Raw genomic sequence first — 24824 nt, forward strand, 5'->3', positions numbered from 1 at the left:
GAAAGACGCAGTGCGTTCAACCGGTGCCCCCACAAGCCATGACGAAACCAGCCGAAACAAACCCCAAATTTTGGGATGTAGTCTTTTCATTGAAGACTTTCGCTGCGGGCATGCTTGCGCTGTGGATCGGTTTGGTGGCCAATCTGCCCAATCCTTACTGGTCCATTGCGGCGGTCTATATCGTGGCGCATCCCTTGTCTGGGGCCACCACGTCCAAGGGGTTCTATCGCCTCATCGGTACGATTATTGGCGGCGCGGTGACCATTCTGTTCGTGCCGCATCTCGTCAATTCGCCTGAAATTCTGACATTGGCCATCGGCCTCTGGATGGGGCTTTGCCTTGCAATCAGCCTGCTTGACGGCACACCGCGCAGCTATCTGTTCATGCTTGCCGGTTATACGGTGGCAATCGCCAGCTTTGCCGTTGTTTCCGTGCCGGAAACCACCTTCGACTACGCCGTGGGACGAGTGGAGGAAATCGCGATCGGCATCATTTGTGCCGCTGTCGTCAATCGTCTCGTTTTTCCGCGCCATAGCGGTCCGGTGCTCGTCAGTCGTATCGATAACTGGCTGCGGGATGGTTCAAAGCTCGCGCTCGCGAGCTTGCGGGGGGAAGGCGCGACGCCCGAATTCCTTCGGGATCGGCAGCGTTTGGCGGCCGATGCGCTGGAGCTGCGCAATCTGACCACGCATGTTGCCTATGACACCTCGTCGATCAGGAATGTCGGTGCGCTGCTTCATGTGTTGCAGCAGCGCATGGTGGCGGTTCTTCCGATCATATCAAGCCTGCACGACGTGCTGGCGCTGAAGCCCGGTGAAAACGAGAAGCCCTGGCATCCGGCGGTGCAAAAGCTCCTGGACGAAGCTTGCGACTGGATAGAAAGCGGCGAGAACCTGACGGAGGAACGCCGCGCCGTCCTGTTACGGCTGATCGAAGACATTGACCGGCACGGGAAAGATGCGACAAGCTGGGGCGAATTGCTGCCTTTCAACGTGGCTGCGCGCGTTCGCGATCTGGTCCAGATATGGAGCGATTGTATCACACTGCGTCAGGATATCCTGTCGGGTTCGCGGCATTCGCTACGGTGGCGCCGTTATGACGCCCATCTGAAAGCTCGCCCCATGCATCGCGACTACGGCATGGCGCTTCTGTCAGGCTTTTCGGCTTTTCTGGCCACCTGCGTGGCAACCGCTTTCTGGATCGCCAGCGGCTGGTCCCAAGGCAGCGCCGCAGCCATGATGGCGGGCATCTTCTGCTGCATCTTCGCAACGATGGACGATCCTGTGCCAGTCATGCGCAAGTTCAACTGGCTGCTTCTGATCGTCATTGCGGCTGCTTTCATTTTTGAATTCGCGCTTCTGCCGCTTGTGGACGGCTTCTTCCCGCTGGTTCTGGTGCTGGGGCTTTTCCTCATTCCGGCAGGCCTGCTGCTTGCCATTCCGTCGCAATTTTTGCTGGGAATGGTTCTTTGCGTAAATCTGCCGAACATGCTCATGCTGCAGGGCCATCTGACCCACGATTTTGTGAGTTTTGCCAACGCCAATCTGGCCACGGTTCTGGGGATCGTGATCGCCGCGGCGGTAACTTCGATTGTACGATCGGTGGGGGCGGAATGGAGCGTTCGCCGCCTGATCAAGGCGGGCTGGAACGACATCGCGCTTGCCGCCGAACGCCGCCCGGGACGACATCGCCGCCAGCGCATGAACCGCCTGCTGCTCCGCATGATCGACCGCATCGGCATGATGACACCTCGCCTGGCGCTGGTTGCGGCGGCTGATGTCGCGAAGGTCGATTTGCTGCGCGACCTGCGAAACGGCATGAACACGATCGATCTTCAGCAATATCGTTCCAAGCTGCCCGAAAACTGCCGGGCGGCTGTTGATGCGGTGCTGGACGGTGTCGGTGCGCATTACAGAGCCTTGGCCAGCAAGCCGCAGGAGGCTGATGAGATCGACAGAAATCTGCTCGTCTCCATCGACGAAGCGATCACGACCATCATCGAAAGCGGATCGCCGGCAAATGCCAAGCGCACAAGAATGGCGCTGGTCGCCCTGCGCTTCAACCTTTTCCCGAAAGCGCCGCCTTTTGCCTTGCCGCCGCGTCCGCTGATGGAACTTCCGCAAGCAGCCTAGAACAACAATGTGATTTGTGATGCAACCTGAACTCGACATTTACGGAATTTACATTCCGACCCTCGGCGTGCTGGCGCTCGGAGCCTATTTCGCAAACACGATTATGCAACGCCTTCTGGCGCGCGCCCGCTTCTACCGTTTCGTATGGCACCGGCCCCTGTTCGATGCTGCCATGTATTTTTGCATTCTCGGCTCAGCAGCCGTCATTCTCAATGGACCGCTATGAAAAAGCTCTTTGCACATTCAGGCCGTGTGTTTGTAACCCTCGTCATGGTCACGATGGCGGGGCTTCTTGGCTGGCATTTGTGGGACTATTACATGAACGCGCCTTGGACGCGCGACGGCAAGATTCGTGCGGATGTTGTGCGTGTTGCGCCGGATGTTTCTGGACTGGTTGGCGAAGTGCTCGTTCATGATAATGAAGCGGTCCACCGTGGCGATGTGATCTTCCGCATCGATCAGGCCCGTTACAAGCTCGCCCTGCAAACGGCGGAAGCCAAGATCGATAGCAGCAAGGCGGCGCTCGACATGGCCAACCGCGATCTGGTTCGCTATCGCCAGCTTAACGATACGACCGTGACGCGTCAGAAACTGGAACAGATTGAAACGACGGCTCAGCAGGCAGAAGCTGCCTATCGGCAGGCGCAGCTGGATCGCGATCTTGCAGCGCTCAATCTGGACCGTTCATCGGTGAAAGCGCCCGTAAACGGCGTGGTGACCAACTTCTCGCTTCAACCGGGTGACTATGTTTCCGCAGGTTCGGCTGTGACGGCTCTCGTTGACACGGATTCCTACTACGTCTCCGGTTATTTTGAGGAAAACAAGCTCGAACGTATCCAGGTAGGCGATCCGGTGGTGATCGATATCATGGGCAGCAAGGTTCAGCTCAAGGGGAAGGTCGAAGGTATTGCGGGAGGTATCGAGGATCGCGAGCGCAGCGACTCATCCAGCCTGCTGGCGAATGTTTCGCCAACATTCAACTGGGTCCGGCTGGCGCAACGCGTTCCGGTGCGTGTGAAGCTTGAAGACGTGCCTGATGGTGTACACCTTGTTGCGGGCCGGACAGTCAGCGTGTCGATAGTGAACTGATCGATGACCCCGCTGTTGTCCGGGTCATTTCCATGTTACCGAATGTGAAAGTCGGTGGGGGATTCTCATGGGTGTACTGGTCGTTCAAAACTACCAAGGCTCCGGGTTGGGGCAGATTGAACCCATACTGACAGATGCGGGTTTTTCCATCGATCTGCGTCATCCCTACGATGGGGATGCGCTACCGGCGGCCGACGATGGATATCGGGCCCTGATCGTTCTGGGTGGCGAACAGAATGCGCTCGCCGATGACGAATGTCCTTATTTCCCGCATTTGCTTGAACTGATACGCAAGTTTGGCCGCAGCGATAAGGCCGTTCTCGGCATTTGTCTGGGCAGCCAGCTCATAGCTCGCGCATATGGCGGCGAGAACATTCTGGATCGACCCATGGAGTTCGGCTGGCGGGAGGTTCAGCTCACGGAAGAGGGTAAAAGCGATCCAGTCCTGTCCGCGGCGGGTGAGGCCTTTCCAATCTTTCACTGGCACCGCGACACGTTTTCGCTTCCCGGGAATGCCATCCACATGGCCACCAGCGATATGACACCTCATCAGGCCTATCGCATCGGGCGTGCGGTCTACGGTACGCAGTTCCATTTCGAGGCAGACACAAAGCTTGTGGCAGAGTGGAACGATCAGCTTGGCGGCTTGATATCAGGCTTCGCACCTCAGTGGACTGAGCAGTACCCAGTCCTTGCAGAGACATTGGGGATAAAGGCAGATGCTGCAGGCGCTGTATTAGCAAAAGCTTGGGTTAGCCAAATCTAGACGCATCGTAACTGCCTTTTAACCTTAAGTCGCAGTTTTGCGTTGCCGCTTTGCCACACCGTTCAGCCAAACAGTGCTTCCCCGAAAAAAGCGGTGATCCGGCTGGAACCGTTCAGTTGCGGGTAACTTTTTTCGGGTGTAACTGAACGCCGTCTCCCCGGGCAGCGACCGAATGGGCAAGGCTGATCGCCATGCTCGCAAGTGGCGGCTCGTCTAACGAACTTTGTCCGGCCCCGTCGAAAGAGTTTCCGAATATGACCGCCAAGCATGCCGCTCTTCTCACCGTTCTGATGGTTTCCGCGATTGTGTTCATGGCAGTCGGCATATTCACCGTCGACGCAGGCGACAATGCTATGTCGACCGACGGGTACGGCATTTCGAGCGCGCACTAGATCGCGTTTCGATCTGATTGGATCAGGTCGGCGTTTTATCTCTTTTTGACGCGCGTCTTTTCCGAAAGCCGTTTCACAGTTTTCGGGATGCGCCCTAAGTGCATTATCTCGCTTCGATAAAACGCTTTTCCGCGCCATCGATCACGATGGCCGAAAGCTGTCCGCTTTTCCACGCATAGGTGTCGAGATTGACCCTGTTGGGTTGAATGTCGATGGCGCTTTGTGGGGTATGTCCGTGGACGACGACTTTTTCGAATGGTTCAGTCCATTTCAGGAAGGCTGTGCGAATCCAGATCAGCTCTTCGGGATCTTGTGTATCGAGCGGCACAGCGGGATTGATGCCGGCGTGGCAGAAGAAGAAATCGCCAAAACCGACCGAGCGGGGCATGGTGCGGATGAAATCTATATGACTTTGCGGAACGGCTTTGACGAGCGCGGCATGACCATGGCGGGCTGAAACCGCATCGTTAAAATCAATTTCCACACCGTAGGACCGAGCGGTGTCAATGCCGCCATGCAGCGCGAATATCCCGGCGATGTCCCCCGTTGCCAGATAAGTGAGAAAACCGTCGTCGTGATTGCCAAGCAGCGAAATCACGCGCTCGTCCCGTTCCGACGCATCGATCAGGAAATCCAGCACCTCCTTCGATTTCGGACCGCGATCGATATAGTCACCCAGATGAATGATGCGCCAGTCGTGAACGGGCCGGCGATCAAGGTCGGCACGGATCAGCCCATGCATATCCAGAAGCAAGTCCAGGCGGCCATGTATGTCGCCAATTGCATAAAGGCGGATACCGTCAGGCCCTTTCGCATCTTTGAAAACAACACTCATTCGCCGTTATCATCCTTCACGTCTTTGGCTGTCTTCACGCCGGCCCGCTGCCGGTAGCGCAGGCGCGAGACACGTTCGCGTTCTTCGTGAAGCTCGCGATCATGTGTCGCCTGCTCCACGAAACGGATGTGTTTTTGAACCGCTTCCCGGGCCGCTTGCGGATTGCCGGCCATCACTGCATCGTAAATGGCGCGATGCTGCGACAAAAACATGTCGGCGACGCCGGGATAGCTGTAGATAAGGCTGCGATTGTAAAAAACGCCATCCTTCAGCAGTTGATAGCATGACCGCAAGGTGTGCAGGAGAACGATGTTATGAGCGGCTTCGCCAATGGCATTGTGCAGTTCAACGTCTAGGCGCGCTTCCGTGTCGAAATCACTAGCGCCATGAGCCTTTTCCATGGCTTCCATGATTTCGGTCAAAAGCGCCTTGTCTGCCGGTGTGGCTCGAAGCGCGGCATATTCGGCGGCAATGCTTTCGATTTCGCGACGATATTCGAGATAGTCCGCTGTCGCCTTGCGGTGATCGGCAAACAGCTTCACGACAGGCGCGCTGAATACCTGCCCGATCACATCAGCAACGAACGTACCTCCTCCATGGCGGGAAATCAGAAGTTCTGCGGTCTCAAGTCTCTTTAGAGCGTCGCGCAGGATTGGGCGCGAAATATCGAACTGGCGCGCCAGCTCGCGTTCACCGGGAAGCCGGTCGCCGCCACGCAGAACGCCTTCGAGGATAAGCGTTTCGATCTGGTGCACAACATCATCTGCTGTGCGGCTTGCCTGTATGCGTGAAAAAACCGTTTCCGCCATGCCCTCTGAAGCCTCTCTGTAACGGCGGCAAAGTAGCCGTTAGCCCCATATCCGGCAACGGAATATATTGGAATTGAAAGCCCGGTTCATAAGACAACCGGGCTTTCGTGCTTTGTCATCGAAAAATGATCAGGCTTTATTGCGCTTGCGTGTTGCTACGAGGACGAAAAGTCCTGCGACCACGCCATACATCGCCCATTTGAATGGAAGTGCGTCTGCGGTCTCGCTACGGATGGGCAGTACGGTCACGGTGCCGGGACGGCTTTCCACACCGGGTTTGCCTTCGGCTTTAGCCTGTTCGATCTGCTGAGGGGAAACGACCCATTCGGCGCCACGCGATTTGTCATAAAACATGAAGCCGCAGCCAACGATCACGGCGACGATAATTGCAAGAATGAAGCGTACAGGTGTGTTCATCATTTTTCCCAGAAAATCAGGATAGCAGGAGGAGGGCATCCGATTCGCTTGAATAACGGAGTGCGGAGGGAGCTAAGTCTTTTGAATCAAAAGCTTAGTCAGCTTTATATGCTGGCACGCTGATATAAAGCACGTGGCTTATTAACCGACGAATGAAAGCTGGTCTATTTTTTTGCTGCTTCGTGGTGGGATGTCCCGCTCTCCCAATAGGGAACGGGGCCATAAAGATCGGCAAGGTAGTCGATGAACAGCCGGACCTTTGCTGGAAGAAACTGTTTCGATGGATAGACGGCATGAATTGCTACGTTGCGAGAAGCGGCATAGTCGGGCAGAACCTGTACCAGCTTTCCGGCCGCAAGTTCTGGCCCGATGTCCCAGGTTGAGCGCTGCGCGATACCAAGGCCCGCGAGCACTGCCTCCCTTACCATTTCGCTGGAATTGGTCTGCAAGGGCCCGACCGGACGGATGACGATCGGCCCTTTGGGGCCTTCCAGCCGCCAGGGGTCGTTGTTGTGCGGGGCAAGGCAGATGTGGTCTTGCAGGTCCTCAATCGTCTGTGGCGTGCCGCGTTCTGCGATATAGCCGGGCGATGCAACGAGAATGCGGCGCACGGGCGCTAGGCGACGTGCGACGAGTGTTGAATCGGAAAGTTCCGCGATCCGGATAGCAAGATCGTAACCATCCCCCACAATGTCCACCATTTCGTCGGTGAGCTGCATATTGACGGTGAGATCGGCATTGGCGCGCATGAAGGGCACGAGATAAGGCGCAATATGCATGCGACCGAAAGTCGTCGGGGCCGAAATTTTCAATGTACCCCGTGCGTCGGCGGAACGGCGGGCGACAAAGGCTTCCGCTTCCTCGATGTTGGAGAGAATGGCGAGAACGCGCTCATGATAGCCCTGACCGGCCTCGGTAAGTGCGATCTGGCGCGTCGTACGTTGAAGCAGGCGGGTTCCGAGCCGCTCTTCCAGACGTCCGAGGCGTTTTGAAACCACCGCTGGGGAAAGGCCCAGATCACGAGCGGCGGCTGACATGCTGCCCGTTGCCACGACGCGGGCAAAGATTTCCATATCTGCCAGACTGCTCATCATGCTCTGCTATCCCACTTCCTGCTGCATTTGCTAAAGCTTTGGGTTTTAAAAGCATCTAGCCGAGCGCTGGGAAACTAGGCAAGTAATTATGCCGCGGCGTGGAAACTGTTTAACCATCGGCTAAAGTGGTAAAAATGATTTACCACTTGACGAAAATGGTGTGGAGTGCACTTTGACCGCATAAGTGGTGGAGGAGAATATGAGCGGACTCATAATGCCGGAGCCGGACGCGTCCGTCATGCAAAAGCGTGAGCAGATCGTCGCGGACCTGCGCGGCATAGTGCCCGGCGAAGGCGTTGTCGATGCGATCAATGCGATGCGTGTGTTCGAGAGCGACGGTCTGACGGCACATCGCTCGCTGCCGCTGGTCGTCGTGCTCCCTGAAACCGTCGATCAGGTTGCGCGGGTTCTGCGCTATTGTCACGATAACAATGTTCGTGTCGTGCCGAGAGGGGCGGGGACTTCGCTCTCCGGTGGCTCCATGCCGTTGCAGGATGCCGTGCTTCTGGTCATGTCACGCTTCAACCGCATTCTGGAAATCGACTATCCTAACCGTGTCGCCGTGGTGCAGCCCGGCGTGACCAATCTCGGTATCACCAAGGCCGTCGAACATGAGGGCTTTTATTACGCGCCCGATCCATCATCGCAGATTGCCTGCTCCATCGGCGGAAACGTCGCGGAAAATGCCGGTGGAGTGCATTGCCTCAAATACGGGCTCACGGCCAACAACGTGCTCGGGATCGAAATGGTGTTGATTACGGGCGAGGTAATCCGGCTCGGTGGCAAGCATCTCGATAGCGAGGGCTACGATCTCCTCGGCCTGATGACCGGTTCGGAAGGGCTGCTCGGCGTCGTGACCGAAATTACGGTACGCATCCTGCAAAAGCCCGAAACAGCGCGGGCGGTGATGGTTGGCTTTCCCTCCAGCGAACAGGCCGGGCAGTGCGTGGCCGATATCATCGGCGCAGGCATCATTCCGGGCGGCATGGAGATGATGGACAGACCAGCCATCAAAGCCGCAGAAGATTTTGTGCGGGTGGGCTATCCGCTTGACGTCGAAGCCTTGTTGATCGTCGAATTGGATGGGCCGCCCGTTGAGGTGGACTATCTGATTGGGCGGGTCGAAGCGCTGGCGCTCAGAAATGGCTCGACAACCTGTATCCTGTCTCAGTCGGAAGAGCAGCGTCTGGCTTTCTGGGCAGGGCGCAAGGCGGCGTTTCCGGCAGTGGGGCGCATCTCGCCGGATTATCTGTGCATGGACGGCACGATCCCGCGCAAGGAACTACCGCGAGTGCTGTCGGGTATGCGCGACCTGTCGGAGAAATACGGACTGCGTGTCGCCAATGTGTTCCATGCGGGCGACGGCAATCTGCACCCGTTGATCCTTTACGACGCGAATATTCCGGGCGAGCTGGAAGCCGCGGAGAATTTCGGTGCCGATATTTTGCGGCTATGTGTGAAAGTCGGCGGCGTTCTCACCGGCGAACATGGGGTCGGCATAGAAAAGCGCGATTTGATGCCGGAAATGTTCAACGAAATCGATCTCGACCAGCAGATGCGGGTCAAATGTGCCTTTGATGCCAAGCATCTGCTCAATCCCGGCAAGGTCTTTCCGCAATTGCGTCGCTGTGCCGAACTTGGCCGTATGCATGTACATCGTGGGGAACTGGCTTTCCCTGACATTCCGCGATTCTGATCTGAGGTCTGGTTCATGAGTGATAGAACTATTCTCAAGCCGCAGGACGAAGCGGGCGTTGTTGACGCGGTGCAAGAAGCTTTGGCCGGTTCTACGCCGCTGGAGATTATTGGCCACGGTTCAAAGCGTGGCATTGGCCATCGGGTCGATGCAGGTCATGTGCTGGATGTGTCTGAACTTAAGGGCGTGACCTTGTACGAACCGGACGAACTGGTGCTTTCCGCCAAGGCAGGAACACCGATGGCCGTGATCGAAAAACTTCTGTCCGACAACGACCAGTGTTTTCATTTCGAGCCGATGGACTACGGCCCGCTGCTGTCGGGTGAAAGTGGCCGTGGTACGATCGGTGGTGCGCTTGCCGCCAACCTTTCGGGTCCACGCCGTCTTAAGGCAGGTGCTGCGCGCGATCATGTGCTCGGTGTGCGTGTGGTGTCCGGACGCGGCGAATTGTTCAAATCCGGCGGACGGGTGGTCAAGAACGTGACCGGTTATGACCTGTCCAAGGGGATGGCCAATTCCTGGGGCACGCTGGGCGTTGCCACCGAGGTAACGTTCAAAGTTCTGCCGAAACCGGAAACAGCGGCAACGCTTGCCGTGCGTGGTCTGACTGATGAACAGGCGGTGCGCGCGATGGCGATGGCCATGGGGTCGCGGGAGGAAGTCGCTTCCGCAGCGCATCTGCCGCCGACGGTTGCCAATCGCTTTCTGGATGGCAAGCTGGGCTGGGAGGCGGCAACTGTATTGCGGCTCGAAGGCTTTGCGCCTTCGGTTGAGCATCGCAGCCGCCAGTTGCAGGCGTTGCTCGGCGAGGTGGTTGACGTGCTCAATGAAGCGCAGTCGCACCAGCTTTGGCGCGAGGTGCGTGATGTCCTGCCTTATGCCAATGCGGGAGACAATCGCGCTGTGTGGCGGGTTTCGATGGCTCCGATGCTGGGTTGGTGCATGGTGGACGAGTTCCGTCGCTATGCCGGGGTCGATGCCTTCTACGACTGGCAGGGCGGTTTGATCTGGATGCGGATGGAAGCCGATCCCGAAGCGCAAACACTGCGTCAACTCATTGCCAAATATGGTGGTGGCCACGCGACGCTTGTACGTGCGCCGGAGAGTGTTCGTTCAAGCGTTGAAGTGTTTGAACCTCAACCGGCCGCACTTGCCGCACTTTCGCAGCGGCTGAAGCATCAGTTCGATCCAGAAAATATCCTCAATCCGGGGCGTATGCATCCCCGTCAGGCCGGAGCTTGAAACCATGCAGACCCATTTCAGCCCCGAGCAATTGCGCGATCCCGGTGTCAGTGAAGCGGAAAAAATCCTGCGCAAATGCGTGCATTGCGGATTCTGTACCGCCACATGCCCGACCTATGTGACGCTTGGCAACGAACTCGACAGTCCGCGTGGGCGCATCTATCTGATCAAGGATATGCTGGAAAATGGCCGTCCGGCGGATGAGGAAATCGTGCGCCATGTGGACCGATGCCTCTCCTGCCTGTCCTGCATGACAACCTGCCCGTCGGGCGTCAATTATATGCACCTGGTCGATCATGCGCGCGCGCATATCGAAAAAACGTATAAACGCCCGTTCATGAACCGCTTCCTGCGTGGGGTGCTGGCGCAGGTTCTGCCCTATCCGGGCCGCTTCCGCGCCGCGCTGAAGTTTGCAAAGCTCGGCAAGCCTTTCGCGCCGCTGCTGCGCAAAAGCCAGACTTTGCGACCGGTGGCGGCAATGCTCGATCTCGCACCGCGGAATTTGCCCGAGACTTCCAGGGTCGAAGCCATCAGTGCTGCCAAAGGGGAGAAGCGTGGCCGCGTGGCAATCCTCAATGGTTGTGCGCAGCCGGTACTCAATCCGGGCATCAATGCTGCGACCTTGCGTCTTCTGAACCGTTTCGGCATCGAGGTGGTGACGCCGAAGGGGGAGGGATGCTGCGGTTCGCTGGTCCATCATATGGGGCGCGAAGAGCAGGCGCTTGAGCAGGCACGTCATAATGTGGATATCTGGACCCGCGAACTGGAAGCAGGCGGGCTTGATGCAATCATTGTCACGGCTTCGGGTTGCGGGACGACCATCAAGGATTATGGTTACATGCTTCGGCTGGACCCTGCTTATAACGAGAAAGCTGCGCGCGTGTCGTCACTGGCCAAGGACATCACCGAATATCTCGCCGGCATCGAATTGCCGGAACCGGACGTATCCCAAGCCTTGACGGTGGCCTATCATTCTGCCTGTTCCATGCAGCACGGGCAGAAAATTACACGCCAACCCAAAGACCTGCTTTCAAGGGCAGGTTTCAAGGTGAAAGAGCCGCTCGAGGGGCATCTTTGCTGCGGGTCGGCGGGCACCTATAACATCCTGCAGCCGGAGATTGCCGTAAAACTTCGGGACCGCAAGGTAAGAAATATCGAGGCGACGGGGGCCGATCTTATCGCCACCGGCAATATCGGCTGCATGACGCAGATTGCTACGGGCAGCAAACTGCCCATCGTTCACACGGTAGAGTTGATTGACTGGGCCTATGGTGGCCCGAAGCCGCAAGGATTGTCGCAGATCTCTGCATAAAAAAACCGGGCAATCGCCCGGTTTTTTCGCCCGTTCAGCCAGCCGAGAATGTACTCGGGTTCGGGCCTATCCGGCCGTCGGCCTTGTCCAGTTTCGTAATCGCATCATGATCGGTTCCGTTGAGGCGGAAATCGAAAATATCGAAGTTTTCCTTGATGCGGGCGGGCGTCACAGACTTCGGAATGACGATATTGCCGGTCTCGATGTGCCAGCGCAGGATGATTTGCGCAACCGACTTGCCATGCTTTTCAGCGATGGCCTTCAGCGTGGCATCTTCCAGTATCTTACCTTGCCCGAGCGGGCTCCATGCTTCCGTTGCGATGTTGTGCTTGCCGTGGAACAGACGCAACTCGTCCTGCTGGAATTGCGGGTGCAATTCAATCTGGTTGAGAACCGGCGTTACGCCGCTTTCCTTGATGACGCGTTCGAGGTCGGCTGTGCGGAAATTGGACACGCCAATGGATTTCGCTCGACCCTCTTCTTTCAGCTTCACAAACGCACGCCATGTTTCCATGAAGAGGTCTTTTGAAGGCGTCGGCCAATGGATGAGATAGAGATCCACATAATCCGTGTCGAGCTTTTTCAGGCTCGTGTCGAACGCTTTCAGCGTCGATTCATAGCCTTGCTCGCTATTCCACAGTTTCGTGGTGAGAAAAATGTCGCCGCGCGCGATGCCGGAATTCTTGATCGCCTTGCCGACGCCCTCTTCATTGCCATAAATGGCAGCGGTATCGATATGGCGATATCCTGCTTTCAATGCTTCGCTGACAGCGGCGACCGCCTCGTCGTTGCCCACTTGCCAGACACCGTAACCGAGCTGCGGGATGTGATTTCCGTCGTTCAGTTTAACCATCGGTACGGTCATGTTTTATCCTTTCCCTCGAAGCACCCGGCGCAGGATTGATCCTTCGATGCGCTGGAATGCTATTTGACCTGCGTGCCGGGTCTTCCCCCGGCACGGACTGCCATGTGGCAGTCCTTTTCGTATCTTTCTGGACTTTGCCATGGTCAGCATATGGGTGTTCGCGGGAAAAGGAAAAGCCCTTTCAATCATGTTTCCAAATCTGCGATCATTCTTTCTGTGCAGAAAATTTGGTCGTTTCAGATTTATGAAAATAATGCGACCGCCCCGGTGAAAAGGCGGTCGCGAGAAGCTTGAAAATGACGGTTGTTCTAACGGACAACGACCTTCGCGCCGACCGGCACACGTTCGTAAAGATCGGTCACATCTTCATTGCGCATTCGAATACAGCCCGAAGACATGGCCTTGCCGATGGTCCAGGGTTGATTGGTCCCGTGGATCCGATAGAGCGTGGCGCCGAGATATAGGGCGCGCGCACCAAGAGGATTATTGATCCCCCCTTCCATGCGCGCGGGCAGGATGCGTCCCTTCTTGCGCTCGCGGGCCATCATTTCCTTCGGGGGTGTCCAGGTAGGCCATTCAGCCTTGCGGCTGATGCGCTGGGAACCTTTCCAGCTGAATCCCTGCTTTCCGACACCGACACCATAACGCATGGCTTTGCCGTCCGACTGCACGAGATAAAGGAAGCGCTTGCCTGTATCGATGACGATCGTGCCCGGCTTTTCTTTTCCCGAATAGGAAACAGTCTGCGGCAGATAAGCCGGGTCGATTTGGTGCTTTCGCACGGTGGTGGCAGGGTTTGCAGCCGGGCGTTGGTATGAAACCTGGCGATAGCTTGATTTCGCTCTCTGCTTTTGTCTGTTGGCAACGCGCGGTGCTGGCTGCAGATTTTGCGGCACGGCTTTGATGCGGGCAGGTTGCCCATGCAACTGCGCAACCCACGGAGCGGAAAGATCAGGGCTCACGCGTACCGGCGGGAGGGTGGCATAGCGATCATTGGCAAACGCCATGCTAGTGCTGACAATGGAAACGGCAATCGCCGCAAGCGATCCGATTAAAAGAAGATGACGTGGTTTCATAATCCAAATCCGTCTCTTTGCGCCGGAGACTCTTTATGGCGCAGTTGCCCCTTGCAGCTCCTGACATCGGTTGTCAGGAGAGCGGCCCTCATGCTCGAGTGGGGATTGTGCGCCGGAATGGAATCGTAAAGGTAAATTTCGGCCGCGTGTTTCGCCTGGCGCCCCTTCCAATTAAAGTTGTGGTTAGTGGCAAGTTGCGCGACATAATTAATTATCGATAAAACTTGGGAGGCAGAGCAATGAATGATGTTGCCGAGGCAAGAACCGGTCTGATTGTCGGTGCCGATGGAATGACACGTTGCTTCTGGCCGGGCGAGTTACCTGACTATCTTGCCTACCATGACAATGAATGGGGCGTTCCTGTTTCAAACGATTTTCGACTTTTTGAGAAAATCTGTCTCGAAGGTTTCCAGTCTGGGTTGTCGTGGCTGACAATCTTGCGAAAGCGGGAGAATTTTCGCGCTGCTTTCGATGGCTTTGATTTCCATCGGGTTGCCCGGTACGGGCAGGCGGATGTGGAGCGCCTTTTGGCGGACAAAGGCATTGTGCGCCACCGGGGCAAGATTGAATCGACGATCAATAATGCCAAACGCGCAATTGAACTGGTGGCAGAAAGAGGCTCGTTGGCGGCTTATTTCTGGTCTTTCGAGCCGGGTGCAAAAGATCGCCCCGTTGTCGTGGACTATCCAACCCTGATCGCCAATCCAAAGACCGAGACATCTATTCGCATTTCCAAGGATCTGAAAAAGCGCGGCTGGTCATTTGTCGGGCCAACCACGGTCTACGCCTTCATGCAGGCCATGGGGCTGGTGAACGATCACATTGAAGGTTGTCATTGCCGTGCGCACATTGAAAAATTGCGACAGAGTTTCAAAAGACCCAGTTAAGGCGGCCGATTGCTAAGCATCCTCATTTCTGCGAGAAACATCCGCCTTTGAAGATGGGAGATGGTCATGGATCTGGTGTCGTTGTTGGCATTTGCTGGCATTCTGGTTGTTGCGGCGGGGACGCCCGGGCCGAATGTCGGAGCGTTGGTGGCACGTGTCATCAGCCGCGGGCACAAGGGCGTCTTTCCATTCATGTTCGGCCTGTGGCTCGGTGACGCTATCTGGCTTTCATTGGCCGTCTGGGGACTGGCCGCACTGGCCAACACGTTCCACACAGCGTTTCTCATCCTCAAATATGTCGGCGTGGCCTATCTGATCTATCTTTCGTGGAAGATGTGGATCGCGCCAGTTGACGAAGTCGCAGATGAGAATGCCATTCCCCGTCAGGGGGAGGCCGGAAAGCTCTTCCTTAGCGCAATGGCAATCACGCTTGGCAATCCGAAGATCATGGTTTTCTACCTTGCCATCCTGCCGACGGTAGTCGACATCACCCATGTTTCGCTGGTTGGCTGGGCCGAACTGTTGCTGGTCATGTTCGTGGTTCTTGCGGCGGTCGATACCGCATGGGTGGTGCTCGCAGCGCAGGCTCGGCGGTTTCTTCGCAGCCCGCGCATGATGCGGATTGCCAACAGGACCAGCGCGGGGATGATGGCGGGGGCTGCAGTCGCCATTGCGACACGCTGAACATATTCCCCGCACTTGCCGCAACGGACTTGATCGGTTAGGAAACCGGCAACAGAATTGGTGCCGGCTCCAATCGGCATATATGTACAAATCAGCGATCAGGCGGGAAAAATGGCCGATAAAGCGGACAAGATGAAGGCGCGGTTGCCGCGCGGGTTTGTCGATCGGGTGCCGGATGATTTGCGCGCCGCCGAAAAGATGATGGCGACCATCCGCGAAGTTTACGACCTCTATGGCTTTGAGCCGGTGGAAACGCCGCTTGTGGAATATACGGATGCGCTCGGAAAATTCCTGCCGGATCAGGACCGTCCGAACGAAGGCGTGTTCTCGTTTCTGGACGATGACGACCAATGGCTGTCGCTGCGCTATGATTTGACCGCGCCGCTTGCGCGTTACGTCGCTGAAAATTTTGAGTCGCTGCCAAAGCCGTATCGCAGCTACCGCAATGGCTGGGTGTTCCGCAACGAAAAACCAGGTCCGGGTCGGTTCCGCCAGTTCATGCAGTTCGACGCCGATACGGTCGGCGCACCGAATGTCTCGGCTGATGCCGAAATGTGCATGATGATGGCCGACACGCTGGAACGTCTCGGCATTCGCCGCGGGGATTATGTGATCCGCGTCAACAACCGCAAGGTGCTCGACGGCGTGCTGGACGCTATCGGGCTGCAAGGCGAGGGCAATGCCGCCAAGCGTCTCAATGTGCTGCGCGCTATCGACAAGCTCGACAAGTTCGGCCCGGAAGGTGTTCGCCTTCTGCTCGGCAAGGGACGTCTCGATGAAAGCGGCGATTTCACCAAGGGTGCTGAACTCCCTGACGCCTCGATTGAAAAAATCCTGTCATTCACTGCTGCTGGCGGCGTTACCGGGGCTGATACGATTGCCAATCTCCACACGGTTGTGGCGGGTAACGCCAAGGGTGAAGAAGGCGTGACAGAACTTGCCGACATGCAGGCGTTGTTCTCGGCGGGTGGCTATGATGGCCGCGTGAAGATCGACCCGTCTGTCGTGCGCGGGCTCGAATACTACACCGGCCCGGTTTTCGAAGCCGAGCTTCTGTTCGACGTAACCAACGAAGACGGCCAGAAGGTCGTGTTCGGTTCCGTAGGCGGCGGGGGGCGTTATGACGGTCTGGTGTCGCGCTTCCGTGGTGAGCCGGTGCCGGCAACGGGCTTTTCCATCGGTGTTTCGCGTCTGATGACGGCTTTGAAGAACCTGGGCAAGCTGGACGTTTCCGATGTTGTCGGTCCCGTGGTTGTCCTGGTCATGGACAAGGACTCACAAAGTCTTGGCCGCTATCAGAAGATGGTTTCCGATCTGCGTCAGGCGGGCATTCGCGCCGAAATGTATGTCGGCGGCTCCGGCATGAAGGCGCAGATGAAATATGCGGATCGCCGCGAGGCGCCGTGCGTCATCATTCAGGGTTCGCAGGAACGCGAGGCCGGTGAGGTGCAGATCAAGGATCTGGTCGAGGGAAAGCGCCTGTCTGCTGAGATCGAAGACAATGTGACCTGGCGCGAGAGCCGCCCGGCGCAGATCACGGTCAAGGAAGAAGGGCTTGTCGAGGCAGTCCGCGAAATCCTTGCCAGTCAGGCGCGGGATCGCGCAGAACAGTCGAAGTGACGAAAGCCATGGCTGGATCAAACTCGCCCGGTATTCTCAGTTCTCTTCGCGCGGCCCTCGATGCGCGTGAAGCCGAACTTGTCGAAATTCCGCTGATTCAGCCGGCTGATCCATTTCTGGATATGGCGGGCGAGGATTTGCGCCGCCGTATTTTTCTGACCGAAAACGAAAACGGCGACAGTCTGTGCCTGCGACCGGAATTTACCATTCCTGTTTGCCGCAATCACATCGAGCTTAACGCAGCCACGCCGAAGCGTTACGCCTATCTCGGCGAAGTGTTCCGTCAGCGTCGTGACGGGGCAGCCGAATTTCTTCAAGCCGGTATAGAGGATCTGGGGGCTACCGACGAAGCGACGTCCGATGCCCGCTCCATCGCTGATGCGCTGGCCTGCGTTCGCGCGGCCGCTCCCGAAGCTGCGCTTGAGATTGTTCTGGGAGACCAGTCGGTCTTTGCCGGCATGCTGAAAGCGCTGGGCCTGCCGCAAGGATGGCGCAAGAAACTGTTGCGTTCCTTCGGCGATGCGGGTTCGATGGAGCAGGTGCTCGCTGAACTGACGGGCGCACAGCGACGCGATCCATTACCGGAAACGCTTGCGGTTCTTGTGGCGGAAGGCGACGAATCCGGGCTTGCGCGCATGCTGGAAGCAGAAATGCTCGAAGCTGGAATTTCGCCCGGTGCCGGTCGTTCCCCTGCCGAGATCGCGCGGCGGTTGATCGAAAAGGAAGACCTGGCGGCTACGCGCTTTCCGGCATCGGCGCTCGATCTTCTGAAGCACTTCCTCGAAATGCGCGTCTCGCTCGATTCCGCAGCCATCACCCTGCGAGCATTCGCTTCGGAACACGCTCTTGATCTGGCTGCGGTGCTGCAGAAATTCGAAGCACGCAGCGATGCGATTGCGAATGCAGGCATTGCCACCAGAGACATTATCTATGATGCGTCCTTCGGGCGCCCGCTCGATTACTATACCGGTCTCGTTTACGAAATCCGGGCTGCTGGCGTCGAGAAAGATGGCATTCTTGCGGGTGGTGGGCGATATGACCGACTTTTGACCATGCTTGGCGCTTCGGAAAACATTCCCGGCGTCGGCTTTTCCATCTGGCTCGACCGGTTGCAGATGCTGGCGGGAGAGAAAAAATGAGTGTGACGCTGGCATTGCCGTCCAAGGGGCGGTTGAAGGAGCAGACGCTCGCTGTGCTTGAAAGAGCTGGCTACAAGGTGATCCTGCCTGATGACTCACGCAATTATCGCGCCCGTGTCGAGGGCGAGCCTGATCTGGATATTCTGTTCCTTTCCGCTTCCGAAATTGCCCGTGAACTGGGATATGGCAGCGTGGATCTTGGCGTAACTGGCGAAGACCTCATTCGCGAGACGCTGGCGCACTCGGAAGAGCGTGTGGCTATCGAAGCCGAACTGGGTTTCGGTCACGCTGATGTTGTCGTGGCCGTACCGGAAGTCTGGCGTGATGTGACCAGCATGGCCGATCTGGACGATGTGGCAGCAGATTTCCGCCAGCGCCACGGTCGCCGCCTTCGCATCGCCACCAAATACTGGCGGCTGACGCAGCAGTTCTTTTCGCAGAAACACGGCATTCAGGTTTACCGCATTGTAGAAAGCCTTGGCGCGACCGAAGGCGCTCCGGCTGCGGGCTCCGCCGATATGATCGTCGATATTACGTCGACTGGCTCCACGTTGCGGGCCAACAGGCTGAAGATTCTGGAAGACGGCATTATCCTGCGCTCGCAAGCATGCCTCGTATCGGCACGCCGAAGCCGGGAGAACGCACGCGTCATGGACGTTGCGACGCGCATCCGTAAAGGGTTGAGCAGTTAGAGCATTTCCTGTTTTCATGAATCGTTGGAATGCTCTCTCTGTTTATTTTATCGCGCATCTCATCCGAAAACCGGTTCCCACTTTTCGGGATGCGCTCTAGTTCTTCGCAACACGATTTTGAAATAAGAAAAACCGCACCATTTTCATGGTGCGGTCTTTTCATTTTATTGCGATGAGAATGTCGATCAGCCGCGCTTGGCGTCGATCGAGAGGGCTCCAGCGCCGTGCAGGGCAAGAATGAACAGGCCGCCAGCAATTGCGAGGTTCTTCTGCGCCATCATGGCGTTCATGCCCTGCGAGAAGTCCATATGGGCAACGAGCGTCGCACCGATGGTGAAGAGGCCGACAACAGCCGCAGCAATGCGGGTCTGAAAGCCAACGAGAATTGCGAGGCCGCCTACAAATTCAACCAGACCGACGACAACAGCCGTAACGGTGGGGAGCGGAAGGCCGAGGCCAGCGAAGTAACCTGCGGTGCCGGCAATGGCGGTCAGTTTGCCGTAGCCGGCAATGATGAAAAGAACTGAAAGAAAGATGCGGGCAATGAGCGTAACAACGCCGTTGGACTGCGGGGTGATAGAGGACATGCGGGGCTATCTCCTGTTGAACTGGGCCATCAATTAACGACTGCGGACTGTCAAGGAAAGCCGTCTAATCCTCGACAGTTTGTTTACAGTATGAATACCAATTCACTCCGGCGCAATCATTCTCTCTGCGCGCACCAGTCGCTCATAATCCTCTTCCGACACGAGACCGCTCGCCAGCGCTTCTTCCCGCAAGGTCGTTCCATTCTTGTGTGCGGTCTTGGCGATCTTGGCCGCATTGTCATAACCGATAGCTGGAGCAAGCGCAGTGACGAGCATCAGCGAACGATCCAATAGTTCCTTGATGCGGCTCAGATTTGGCTCGATTCCATCCACACAATGATCGGCGAACGACACCATCACGTCGCTTAGGATGCGGATCGACTGCAGGACATTATATGCGATCACCGGCTTGAACACATTGAGTTCAAAGTGCCCCTGGCTGGCAGCAACCGTAATTGTCGCCTGGTTGCCGAACACCTGTGTTGCCACCATCGTCAAAGCTTCGGCCTGGGTCGGGTTAACCTTGCCCGGCATGATGGAGGATCCCGGTTCATTCTCCGGCAGTGACAGTTCACCGAGGCCAGAGCGCGGCCCGGAGCCAAGGAAACGAATATCATTCGCGATCTTGAAGAGATCCGCCGCCAAGGCGTTCAAGCTGCCGTGGAAGTCAAGAATCGCACCGTGGCTGGCAAGGGCTTCGAATTTGTTCGGCGCCGTCTTGAAGGGAAGGCCAGTTATTTCACTCACGGCTTCAGCAAAGCCTGTGTCGAAGCCGATTGGTGCATTCAGCCCCGTCCCGACTGCTGTCCCGCCCTGGGCGAGCAGAAAGACGTCTGCAAGCGATTGTTCTATACGGTGGCGCGCATATTCCAATGCAGCACGATAACCGGAAAATTCCTGTCCGAGTGTGACCGGGGTTGCATCTTGCGTATGCGTTCGGCCGATCTTGATAATATCCTTGAACGCTTCTTCCTTGATCTTGAGCGCGTTGGTCAGATGTTCCAGCGCCGGATAGAGCCGATGGACCGCTTCAACTGCTGTGGCGATATGGATCGCTGTCGGGAAGCTGTCATTGGACGATTGGCTCATATTAACGTGGTCGTTGGGATGGACCGGCTTTTTCGACCCCATTTCACCACCGAGGAGCTCGATAGCCCGGTTTGAAATGACCTCATTGGCATTCATGTTTGATTGAGTGCCCGAACCGGTCTGCCAGACGACCAATGGGAAATGATCGTCAAGTTTACCTTCGATCACCTCCGAGGCGGCCACCGCGATCACCTGACCAAGAACCGGATCGAGCTTTCCCAGTGCAATATTGGTTTCCGCTGCCGCCCGCTTGACGACACCCAGCGCATGAACCAATGGCAGCGGCATGCGCTCTCCACCGATTTTGAAATTTTGCAGCGAACGCTGGGTCTGAGCTCCCCAGTAGCGGTCGGCAGGAACATCAATCGGTCCGAAAGTATCTGTTTCGGTACGAGTAGCGGTCATTTCTGGTCTCCGGCTGACGTGGACTCGGAACCGAGCCGTGCACAACGAATATAACACCGCCATTTGGTGGCGGCTCATGTTTCTTCGTGAAACTTTAAAGCGCAATCATTTGATAAAATATGACGAAAAAAGTCAATTTTTATTGACCGTCGGCACTGTCAAGTATCGCTGTCTTCGTCGTCATCCATTTCGGATATCCAGGCGGTCGGTTCAATCTTACGCTGGGTTTTGCTGTCGGTGAACGTCCACCACCCGGTATCCGCCTCATCCCATTGACCGCCCCCGGCCTGCAGTTGGGCAAGTGTTCGATACTGTGCGATCGACTCGTTGCGCTGGTCGTCGTCGTCGGTCCAGACGACTGTTATCTTTCGGCCATCTTTCGGCGCCGTGGCGATGGGAAGTTCCTTGCGCATATGATTATCACTCCGTTGTAATCGGAAATAATCATAGGGCACACGATGCCCGCGGCAAGCCGGAATTCCGTGTTCCGGCTTGCCTTGTTCCTTATCAGCCGCGAGCGACCTTTAGTGCCTTGCCCCACCAGATCAACTGGTCCAGCATATTCTTGGCCGCTTCCGCCAGATGAGGGAAATCATCCAGCTTGTTCTCGCCTTTCACGACCGCAAGATAGTCGGGGAAGAGGATGTGGACGCCCGTTTTGACGGACATGGAGGACATTTCGACGGCGATCATCCGCAGTTGCTCGACAGCGCGAGCGCCGCCCACGCCTCCGTAGCCAACGAAGCCCATGGGCTTCTGTATCCAGTCGCCGTAGTCGATGGCATTCTTCAGAACGGCGGTCGGCGCGTGATTATACTCAGCGGCCGTAAGAATGTAGGCGTCGAACTCCCGCAGTTTCGTTTTCCATTTGTCGGCTGTTTCTGCCTGAGCGGTCGTGGTGGACGTGTCGCCATAGAAACCCATCGGATAATCCGCGACATCGAGAACTTCCACGTCCAGTTCCGGCCGCTCGGCAACGAGCCTGGCAATCCACTGGGCTGGAACGGGCGCAAAACGTTGTTCACGTGTGCTGCCGATGATAACGGCGACTTTGAGCTTGGACATTGATGACACCTTTATTGCAGTGGTAACCATTGGAGACCGACGCTATATAAGTGACCAAATTCCCACGCAAGGAGGCACTTTTATGAAACCCGGTGACTTCAAGGAAACCAATGCATGCAGGACCGTAACGGAGATTTTGTCGCGTGTTGGCGATAAATGGACTGTGCTCGTGGTGAGTTATCTCGGCAATCGCCCGATGCGTTTCAATGAATTGCGCCGAACCGTCGAGGGCATTTCCCAGAAGATGCTGACAACCACCCTGCGCAATCTGGAACGGGACGGTTTCGTCAATCGTACCATCTTTCCGACAATTCCGCCCAAGGTCGAGTATGAACTGACGGAAATGGGGCGTGACCTGTTGAGGCCTGTGCGTGCGCTGGGTGAATGGGCAATAGCCAATGAAGCAAAAGTGGTGATGGCGCGCGCCCGATATGACGCCCTCACATCGGTGAAGACGCAGAGCGACGCTGCAGAATAGAGGCTGGACTTGTGAAGGAGAGCAAGTGGAAAGACAGGCCGAAGCCTGTCTTTCCTGTTGCCTGAGACAGGACTTCCATAGTGCGGGGGCAAACAGGAAGTCCGTCTCTATGTCATCTCGGATTGATCATGATTGGTGGTAGAGTGTCAATCAGAAGTTTCTGAAATAACCGCTTCGCGGCGGCAAAGCGCAAGCAAAGTAAATTTTTCATAAATCACAAATAGTTACGTCACGTAAAAAGAAAGGCGGCCAAGGGCCGCCTTTCTCACATTCCATCGAAACGAGGACGTGGATTTCTTAGAAATCCATGCCGCCCATACCGCCCATTCCGCCAGGCATGCCAGCCGGAGCTGCATCCTTCTTCGGCAGTTCGGCGATCATGGCTTCGGTCGTGATCAGGAGACCGGCAACCGATGCTGCATTCTGCAGGGCGGTGCGGACAACCTTGACCGGATCGACAACGCCAGCCTTGATCAGGTCGCCAAATTCACCGGAGGCAGTGTTGTAGCCATAGGTTTCAGAGGCATTTTCAAGGATCTTGCCAACGATGACCGAAGCTTCTTCACCGGCATTGGTCGTGATCTGGCGAGCCGGAGCCTGCAGAGCGCGACGAACGATGTTGATGCCGGCTTCCTGGTCGGCATTGATGCCCTTGGCAGAAATCTTGGCCGAAGCGCGGAGGAGTGCGGTACCACCGCCAGCAACGATGCCTTCTTCAACCGCAGCGCGGGTTGCGTTCAGCGCGTCGTCAACGCGGTCCTTCTTTTCCTTCACTTCAACTTCGGTTGCACCGCCGACGCGGATGACGGCAACGCCACCAGCGAGCTTGGCAAGACGTTCCTGAAGCTTTTCACGGTCGTAGTCCGAAGAGGTTTCTTCGATCTGCTGCTTGATCTGGCCAACGCGAGCGTCGATTTCAGCCTTCTGGCCTGCACCGTCGACGATCGTGGTGTTTTCCTTCGAAATCGAGACCTTCTTGGCGCGGCCGAGCATGTCGAGCGTGACGGTTTCGAGCTTGATGCCGAGGTCTTCGGAGATAACCTGACCACCCGTGAGGATCGCGATGTCTTCGAGCATTGCCTTGCGGCGGTCGCCGAAGCCAGGAGCCTTGACAGCAGCAATCTTCAGGCCGCCGCGCAGCTTGTTGACGACGAGCGTTGCAAGAGCTTCGCCTTCGACGTCTTCAGCGATGATGACGAGCGGCTTCGAGGTCTGAACGACAGCTTCCAGAACCGGCAGAAGAGCCTGGAGGTTCGAGAGCTTCTTTTCGTGCAGAAGGATGTATGCGTCTTCGAGGTCAGCAACCATCTTTTCAGGGTTGGTGACGAAGTAAGGCGACAGGTAGCCGCGGTCGAACTGCATGCCTTCGACGACTTCGAGTTCGGTTTCAGCGGTCTTGGCTTCTTCAACCGTGATCACGCCTTCATTGCCGACCTTCTGCATCGCTTCGGCGATCATCTTGCCGATTTCGGCTTCGCCGTTAGCGGAGATCGTGCCAACCTGGGCAACTTCTTCCGAGGTGTTGATCTTCTTGGCCTTGCCGAGAAGTTCAGCAACGACTTCCGAAACTGCGAGATCGATGCCGCGCTTCAGGTCCATCGGGTTCATGCCGGCAGCAACAGCCTTTGCGCCTTCCTGAACGATAGCCTGGCCCAGAACGGTAGCGGTCGTCGTGCCGTCGCCAGCGGTGTCGTTGGTCTTGGAAGCCACTTCGCGCAGCATCTGTGCGCCCATGTTTTCGAACTTGTCTTCCAGTTCGATTTCCTTGGCGACCGATACACCGTCCTTGGTGATGCGCGGAGCGCCGAAGGACTTGTCGATAACAACGTTACGACCCTTCGGGCCGAGCGTTACCTTAACAGCGTCAGCGAGGATATCGACGCCGCGCAGCATCTTTTCGCGCGCAGTGCGGCCGAATTTTACGTCTTTAGCAGCCATTTTACTCTCCTGGGAATTGTCCCGGTCAGATTATGGTGAATTGGTTTCAGGTAAGGGCGAAACCGCCCGAGGCTTGATTAGCCAACGATACCCAAAATATCGGATTCCTTCATGATCAGCAGGTCTTCGCCGCCGATCTTGACTTCGGTGCCCGACCACTTGCCGAACAGAACCTTGTCGCCAGCCTTGACTTCCAGAGCAATCAGCTTGCCTGCTTCGTCACGAGCGCCAGCGCCAACAGCGACGATTTCGCCTTCCTGCGGCTTTTCCTTGGCGGTGTCAGGGATGATGATGCCGCCAGCGGTCTTGGCTTCCGATTCAACGCGACGAACGACGACGCGGTCATGAAGCGGGCGGAACTTGATATCAGCCATGGTATAACCCTTGGTGTTATAGACGTTGAACCCTGATAACGGATCGAACCGATCCGCGCTTGTTAGCACTCACCGTGTGAGAGTGCTAACGTGGTTCTGAGATAGAAGGCGCGTCTGATCTTGTCAAGATTGCCTGAGGAA

At 56.6% G+C, this 24824-nt stretch carries 26 protein-coding genes; 14 read left to right on the forward strand and 12 right to left on the reverse strand.

The genetic code is table 11. From position 1 onward, the window contains the following. Positions 1–38 precede the first annotated feature (38 nt). From ACOWVS_RS00925 to ACOWVS_RS00945, 5 genes are all read left to right on the forward strand, one after another. A complete protein-coding gene (locus ACOWVS_RS00925) occupies positions 39–2132 on the forward strand; it encodes an FUSC family protein (RefSeq protein ID WP_006468469.1) in 2094 nt (697 codons plus the stop codon). A gap of 19 nt (positions 2133–2151) precedes the next feature. Next, positions 2152–2358, forward strand: a complete 207-nt coding sequence (locus ACOWVS_RS00930; protein WP_006472491.1) for a DUF1656 domain-containing protein — start codon at positions 2152–2154, stop codon at positions 2356–2358. Next, positions 2355–3221, forward strand: a complete 867-nt coding sequence (locus ACOWVS_RS00935; protein WP_006468471.1) for an HlyD family secretion protein — start codon at positions 2355–2357, stop codon at positions 3219–3221. Before ACOWVS_RS00930 ends, ACOWVS_RS00935 begins: the two co-directional genes overlap by 4 nt. 67 nt (positions 3222–3288) lie before the next feature. After that, complete coding sequence (locus ACOWVS_RS00940; RefSeq protein ID WP_006468472.1) at positions 3289–3987, forward strand: type 1 glutamine amidotransferase; 699 nt, start codon at positions 3289–3291, stop codon at positions 3985–3987. 254 nt (positions 3988–4241) lie between these two features. After that, positions 4242–4379: a hypothetical protein gene (locus ACOWVS_RS00945; RefSeq protein ID WP_006472492.1), complete on the forward strand. Its 138-nt coding sequence runs from the start codon at positions 4242–4244 to the stop codon at positions 4377–4379. Between the two features lie 103 nt (positions 4380–4482). Here ACOWVS_RS00945 and ACOWVS_RS00950 read toward each other — a convergent pair whose 3' ends face one another. The 4 genes from ACOWVS_RS00950 to ACOWVS_RS00965 form a co-directional block, all read right to left on the reverse strand. Next, positions 4483–5214: a metallophosphoesterase gene (locus ACOWVS_RS00950; protein ID WP_006468474.1), complete on the reverse strand. Its 732-nt coding sequence runs from the start codon at positions 5212–5214 to the stop codon at positions 4483–4485. Further along, a complete protein-coding gene (locus ACOWVS_RS00955) occupies positions 5211–6023 on the reverse strand; it encodes an FCD domain-containing protein (protein ID WP_006468475.1) in 813 nt (270 codons plus the stop codon). The genes ACOWVS_RS00950 and ACOWVS_RS00955 overlap by 4 nt, the downstream gene beginning before the upstream one ends. A gap of 129 nt (positions 6024–6152) precedes the next feature. Then, the gene (locus ACOWVS_RS00960; protein ID WP_006472493.1) at positions 6153–6440 is read right to left on the reverse strand and encodes a hypothetical protein; all 288 of its coding nucleotides are present in this window, start codon (positions 6438–6440) and stop codon (positions 6153–6155) included. Positions 6441–6604: 164 nt separating this feature from the next. Further along, on the reverse strand, positions 6605–7534 hold the full coding sequence (locus tag ACOWVS_RS00965; RefSeq protein ID WP_006468477.1) for a LysR family transcriptional regulator: 930 nt from the start codon (positions 7532–7534) through the stop codon (positions 6605–6607). 199 nt (positions 7535–7733) lie between these two features. Between ACOWVS_RS00965 and ACOWVS_RS00970 the strand changes: the two genes are divergently transcribed. Genes ACOWVS_RS00970 through glcF form a run of 3 tightly spaced genes read left to right on the forward strand, consistent with a single transcriptional unit; the run spans position 7734 to position 11784 of the window. Then, positions 7734–9230 (forward strand): FAD-linked oxidase C-terminal domain-containing protein, encoded by a 1497-nt coding sequence (locus tag ACOWVS_RS00970; RefSeq protein WP_006472494.1) that lies wholly within the window; start codon positions 7734–7736, stop codon positions 9228–9230. Positions 9231–9245: 15 nt separating this feature from the next. After that, entirely contained in the window at positions 9246–10472 is a 1227-nt protein-coding gene (gene glcE / locus ACOWVS_RS00975) for a glycolate oxidase subunit GlcE (protein ID WP_075041572.1), read from the forward strand. Between the two features lie 4 nt (positions 10473–10476). Next, complete coding sequence (gene glcF / locus ACOWVS_RS00980) at positions 10477–11784, forward strand: glycolate oxidase subunit GlcF (RefSeq protein ID WP_006468480.1); 1308 nt, start codon at positions 10477–10479, stop codon at positions 11782–11784. Between the two features lie 34 nt (positions 11785–11818). Here glcF and ACOWVS_RS00985 read toward each other — a convergent pair whose 3' ends face one another. Together ACOWVS_RS00985 and ACOWVS_RS00990 are read right to left on the reverse strand one after the other, a co-directional pair. Further along, positions 11819–12649, reverse strand: a complete 831-nt coding sequence (locus ACOWVS_RS00985) for an aldo/keto reductase (RefSeq protein ID WP_006468481.1) — start codon at positions 12647–12649, stop codon at positions 11819–11821. A gap of 308 nt (positions 12650–12957) precedes the next feature. Continuing rightward, on the reverse strand, positions 12958–13725 hold the full coding sequence (locus ACOWVS_RS00990; RefSeq protein ID WP_006468483.1) for a L,D-transpeptidase: 768 nt from the start codon (positions 13723–13725) through the stop codon (positions 12958–12960). Between the two features lie 239 nt (positions 13726–13964). Here ACOWVS_RS00990 and ACOWVS_RS00995 point away from each other — a divergent pair, with 239 nt between their 5' ends. The 5 genes from ACOWVS_RS00995 (at position 13965) to hisG (ending at position 18747) form a co-directional block, all read left to right on the forward strand. Then, the gene (locus ACOWVS_RS00995) at positions 13965–14612 is read left to right on the forward strand and encodes a DNA-3-methyladenine glycosylase I (protein WP_006472495.1); all 648 of its coding nucleotides are present in this window, start codon (positions 13965–13967) and stop codon (positions 14610–14612) included. 66 nt (positions 14613–14678) lie between these two features. Next, entirely contained in the window at positions 14679–15296 is a 618-nt protein-coding gene (locus ACOWVS_RS01000; RefSeq protein WP_006472496.1) for a LysE family translocator, read from the forward strand. Positions 15297–15407: 111 nt separating this feature from the next. Continuing rightward, complete coding sequence (gene hisS, locus ACOWVS_RS01005) at positions 15408–16916, forward strand: histidine--tRNA ligase (RefSeq protein ID WP_006472497.1); 1509 nt, start codon at positions 15408–15410, stop codon at positions 16914–16916. An 8-nt stretch (positions 16917–16924) separates the two neighbouring features. Further along, a complete protein-coding gene (locus tag ACOWVS_RS01010) occupies positions 16925–18055 on the forward strand; it encodes an ATP phosphoribosyltransferase regulatory subunit (protein ID WP_006472498.1) in 1131 nt (376 codons plus the stop codon). Next, positions 18052–18747 (forward strand): ATP phosphoribosyltransferase, encoded by a 696-nt coding sequence (gene hisG, locus ACOWVS_RS01015; protein WP_006468488.1) that lies wholly within the window; start codon positions 18052–18054, stop codon positions 18745–18747. Before ACOWVS_RS01010 ends, hisG begins: the two co-directional genes overlap by 4 nt. 185 nt (positions 18748–18932) lie before the next feature. Here hisG and ACOWVS_RS01020 read toward each other — a convergent pair whose 3' ends face one another. The 4 genes from ACOWVS_RS01020 to ACOWVS_RS01035 form a co-directional block, all read right to left on the reverse strand. Next, entirely contained in the window at positions 18933–19334 is a 402-nt protein-coding gene (locus ACOWVS_RS01020; RefSeq protein ID WP_006468489.1) for a DoxX family protein, read from the reverse strand. A gap of 102 nt (positions 19335–19436) precedes the next feature. Then, positions 19437–20828 carry a class II fumarate hydratase gene (gene fumC / locus ACOWVS_RS01025; RefSeq protein ID WP_006472502.1) on the reverse strand — a complete coding sequence of 464 codons (1392 nt, stop codon included), beginning with the start codon at positions 20826–20828 and terminating at the stop codon, positions 19437–19439. 158 nt (positions 20829–20986) lie between these two features. Beyond that, a complete protein-coding gene (locus ACOWVS_RS01030; RefSeq protein ID WP_006472503.1) occupies positions 20987–21241 on the reverse strand; it encodes a hypothetical protein in 255 nt (84 codons plus the stop codon). Positions 21242–21335: 94 nt separating this feature from the next. Beyond that, positions 21336–21893, reverse strand: a complete 558-nt coding sequence (locus ACOWVS_RS01035) for an NADPH-dependent FMN reductase (protein WP_006472504.1) — start codon at positions 21891–21893, stop codon at positions 21336–21338. A gap of 82 nt (positions 21894–21975) precedes the next feature. On the opposite strand from ACOWVS_RS01035, the gene ACOWVS_RS01040 reads away from it, so the two are divergent. After that, positions 21976–22371, forward strand: a complete 396-nt coding sequence (locus ACOWVS_RS01040; protein WP_006472505.1) for a winged helix-turn-helix transcriptional regulator — start codon at positions 21976–21978, stop codon at positions 22369–22371. Positions 22372–22668: 297 nt separating this feature from the next. On the opposite strand, the gene groL is transcribed toward ACOWVS_RS01040, so the two are convergent. Both groL and groES read right to left on the reverse strand, forming a co-directional pair. Then, positions 22669–24309: a chaperonin GroEL gene (gene groL / locus ACOWVS_RS01045; RefSeq protein WP_006468493.1), complete on the reverse strand. Its 1641-nt coding sequence runs from the start codon at positions 24307–24309 to the stop codon at positions 22669–22671. Between the two features lie 77 nt (positions 24310–24386). Next, positions 24387–24683, reverse strand: a complete 297-nt coding sequence (gene groES, locus ACOWVS_RS01050) for a co-chaperone GroES (protein ID WP_006472506.1) — start codon at positions 24681–24683, stop codon at positions 24387–24389. Between the last annotated feature and the right edge of the window lie 141 nt (positions 24684–24824).

It is taken from the genome of Brucella sp. IR068, from assembly GCF_049065885.1.
GTDB classification, from domain to species: Bacteria; Pseudomonadota; Alphaproteobacteria; order Rhizobiales; family Rhizobiaceae; genus Brucella; species Brucella intermedia.

Coding starts and splice junctions, on each gene's coding strand:
- ACOWVS_RS00925 (WP_006468469.1), top strand. CDS start 39: ATGACGAAACCAGCCGAAACAAACCCCAAATTTTGGGATGTAGTCTTT.
- ACOWVS_RS00930 (WP_006472491.1), top strand. CDS start 2,152: ATGCAACCTGAACTCGACATTTACGGAATTTACATTCCGACCCTCGGC.
- ACOWVS_RS00935 (WP_006468471.1), top strand. CDS start 2,355: ATGAAAAAGCTCTTTGCACATTCAGGCCGTGTGTTTGTAACCCTCGTC.
- ACOWVS_RS00940 (WP_006468472.1), top strand. CDS start 3,289: ATGGGTGTACTGGTCGTTCAAAACTACCAAGGCTCCGGGTTGGGGCAG.
- ACOWVS_RS00945 (WP_006472492.1), top strand. CDS start 4,242: ATGACCGCCAAGCATGCCGCTCTTCTCACCGTTCTGATGGTTTCCGCG.
- ACOWVS_RS00950 (WP_006468474.1), bottom strand. CDS start 5,214: ATGAGTGTTGTTTTCAAAGATGCGAAAGGGCCTGACGGTATCCGCCTT.
- ACOWVS_RS00955 (WP_006468475.1), bottom strand. CDS start 6,023: ATGGCGGAAACGGTTTTTTCACGCATACAGGCAAGCCGCACAGCAGAT.
- ACOWVS_RS00960 (WP_006472493.1), bottom strand. CDS start 6,440: ATGAACACACCTGTACGCTTCATTCTTGCAATTATCGTCGCCGTGATC.
- ACOWVS_RS00965 (WP_006468477.1), bottom strand. CDS start 7,534: ATGATGAGCAGTCTGGCAGATATGGAAATCTTTGCCCGCGTCGTGGCA.
- ACOWVS_RS00970 (WP_006472494.1), top strand. CDS start 7,734: ATGAGCGGACTCATAATGCCGGAGCCGGACGCGTCCGTCATGCAAAAG.
- glcE (WP_075041572.1), top strand. CDS start 9,246: ATGAGTGATAGAACTATTCTCAAGCCGCAGGACGAAGCGGGCGTTGTT.
- glcF (WP_006468480.1), top strand. CDS start 10,477: ATGCAGACCCATTTCAGCCCCGAGCAATTGCGCGATCCCGGTGTCAGT.
- ACOWVS_RS00985 (WP_006468481.1), bottom strand. CDS start 12,649: ATGACCGTACCGATGGTTAAACTGAACGACGGAAATCACATCCCGCAG.
- ACOWVS_RS00990 (WP_006468483.1), bottom strand. CDS start 13,725: ATGAAACCACGTCATCTTCTTTTAATCGGATCGCTTGCGGCGATTGCC.
- ACOWVS_RS00995 (WP_006472495.1), top strand. CDS start 13,965: ATGAATGATGTTGCCGAGGCAAGAACCGGTCTGATTGTCGGTGCCGAT.
- ACOWVS_RS01000 (WP_006472496.1), top strand. CDS start 14,679: ATGGATCTGGTGTCGTTGTTGGCATTTGCTGGCATTCTGGTTGTTGCG.
- hisS (WP_006472497.1), top strand. CDS start 15,408: ATGGCCGATAAAGCGGACAAGATGAAGGCGCGGTTGCCGCGCGGGTTT.
- ACOWVS_RS01010 (WP_006472498.1), top strand. CDS start 16,925: ATGGCTGGATCAAACTCGCCCGGTATTCTCAGTTCTCTTCGCGCGGCC.
- hisG (WP_006468488.1), top strand. CDS start 18,052: ATGAGTGTGACGCTGGCATTGCCGTCCAAGGGGCGGTTGAAGGAGCAG.
- ACOWVS_RS01020 (WP_006468489.1), bottom strand. CDS start 19,334: ATGTCCTCTATCACCCCGCAGTCCAACGGCGTTGTTACGCTCATTGCC.
- fumC (WP_006472502.1), bottom strand. CDS start 20,828: ATGACCGCTACTCGTACCGAAACAGATACTTTCGGACCGATTGATGTT.
- ACOWVS_RS01030 (WP_006472503.1), bottom strand. CDS start 21,241: ATGCGCAAGGAACTTCCCATCGCCACGGCGCCGAAAGATGGCCGAAAG.
- ACOWVS_RS01035 (WP_006472504.1), bottom strand. CDS start 21,893: ATGTCCAAGCTCAAAGTCGCCGTTATCATCGGCAGCACACGTGAACAA.
- ACOWVS_RS01040 (WP_006472505.1), top strand. CDS start 21,976: ATGAAACCCGGTGACTTCAAGGAAACCAATGCATGCAGGACCGTAACG.
- groL (WP_006468493.1), bottom strand. CDS start 24,309: ATGGCTGCTAAAGACGTAAAATTCGGCCGCACTGCGCGCGAAAAGATG.
- groES (WP_006472506.1), bottom strand. CDS start 24,683: ATGGCTGATATCAAGTTCCGCCCGCTTCATGACCGCGTCGTCGTTCGT.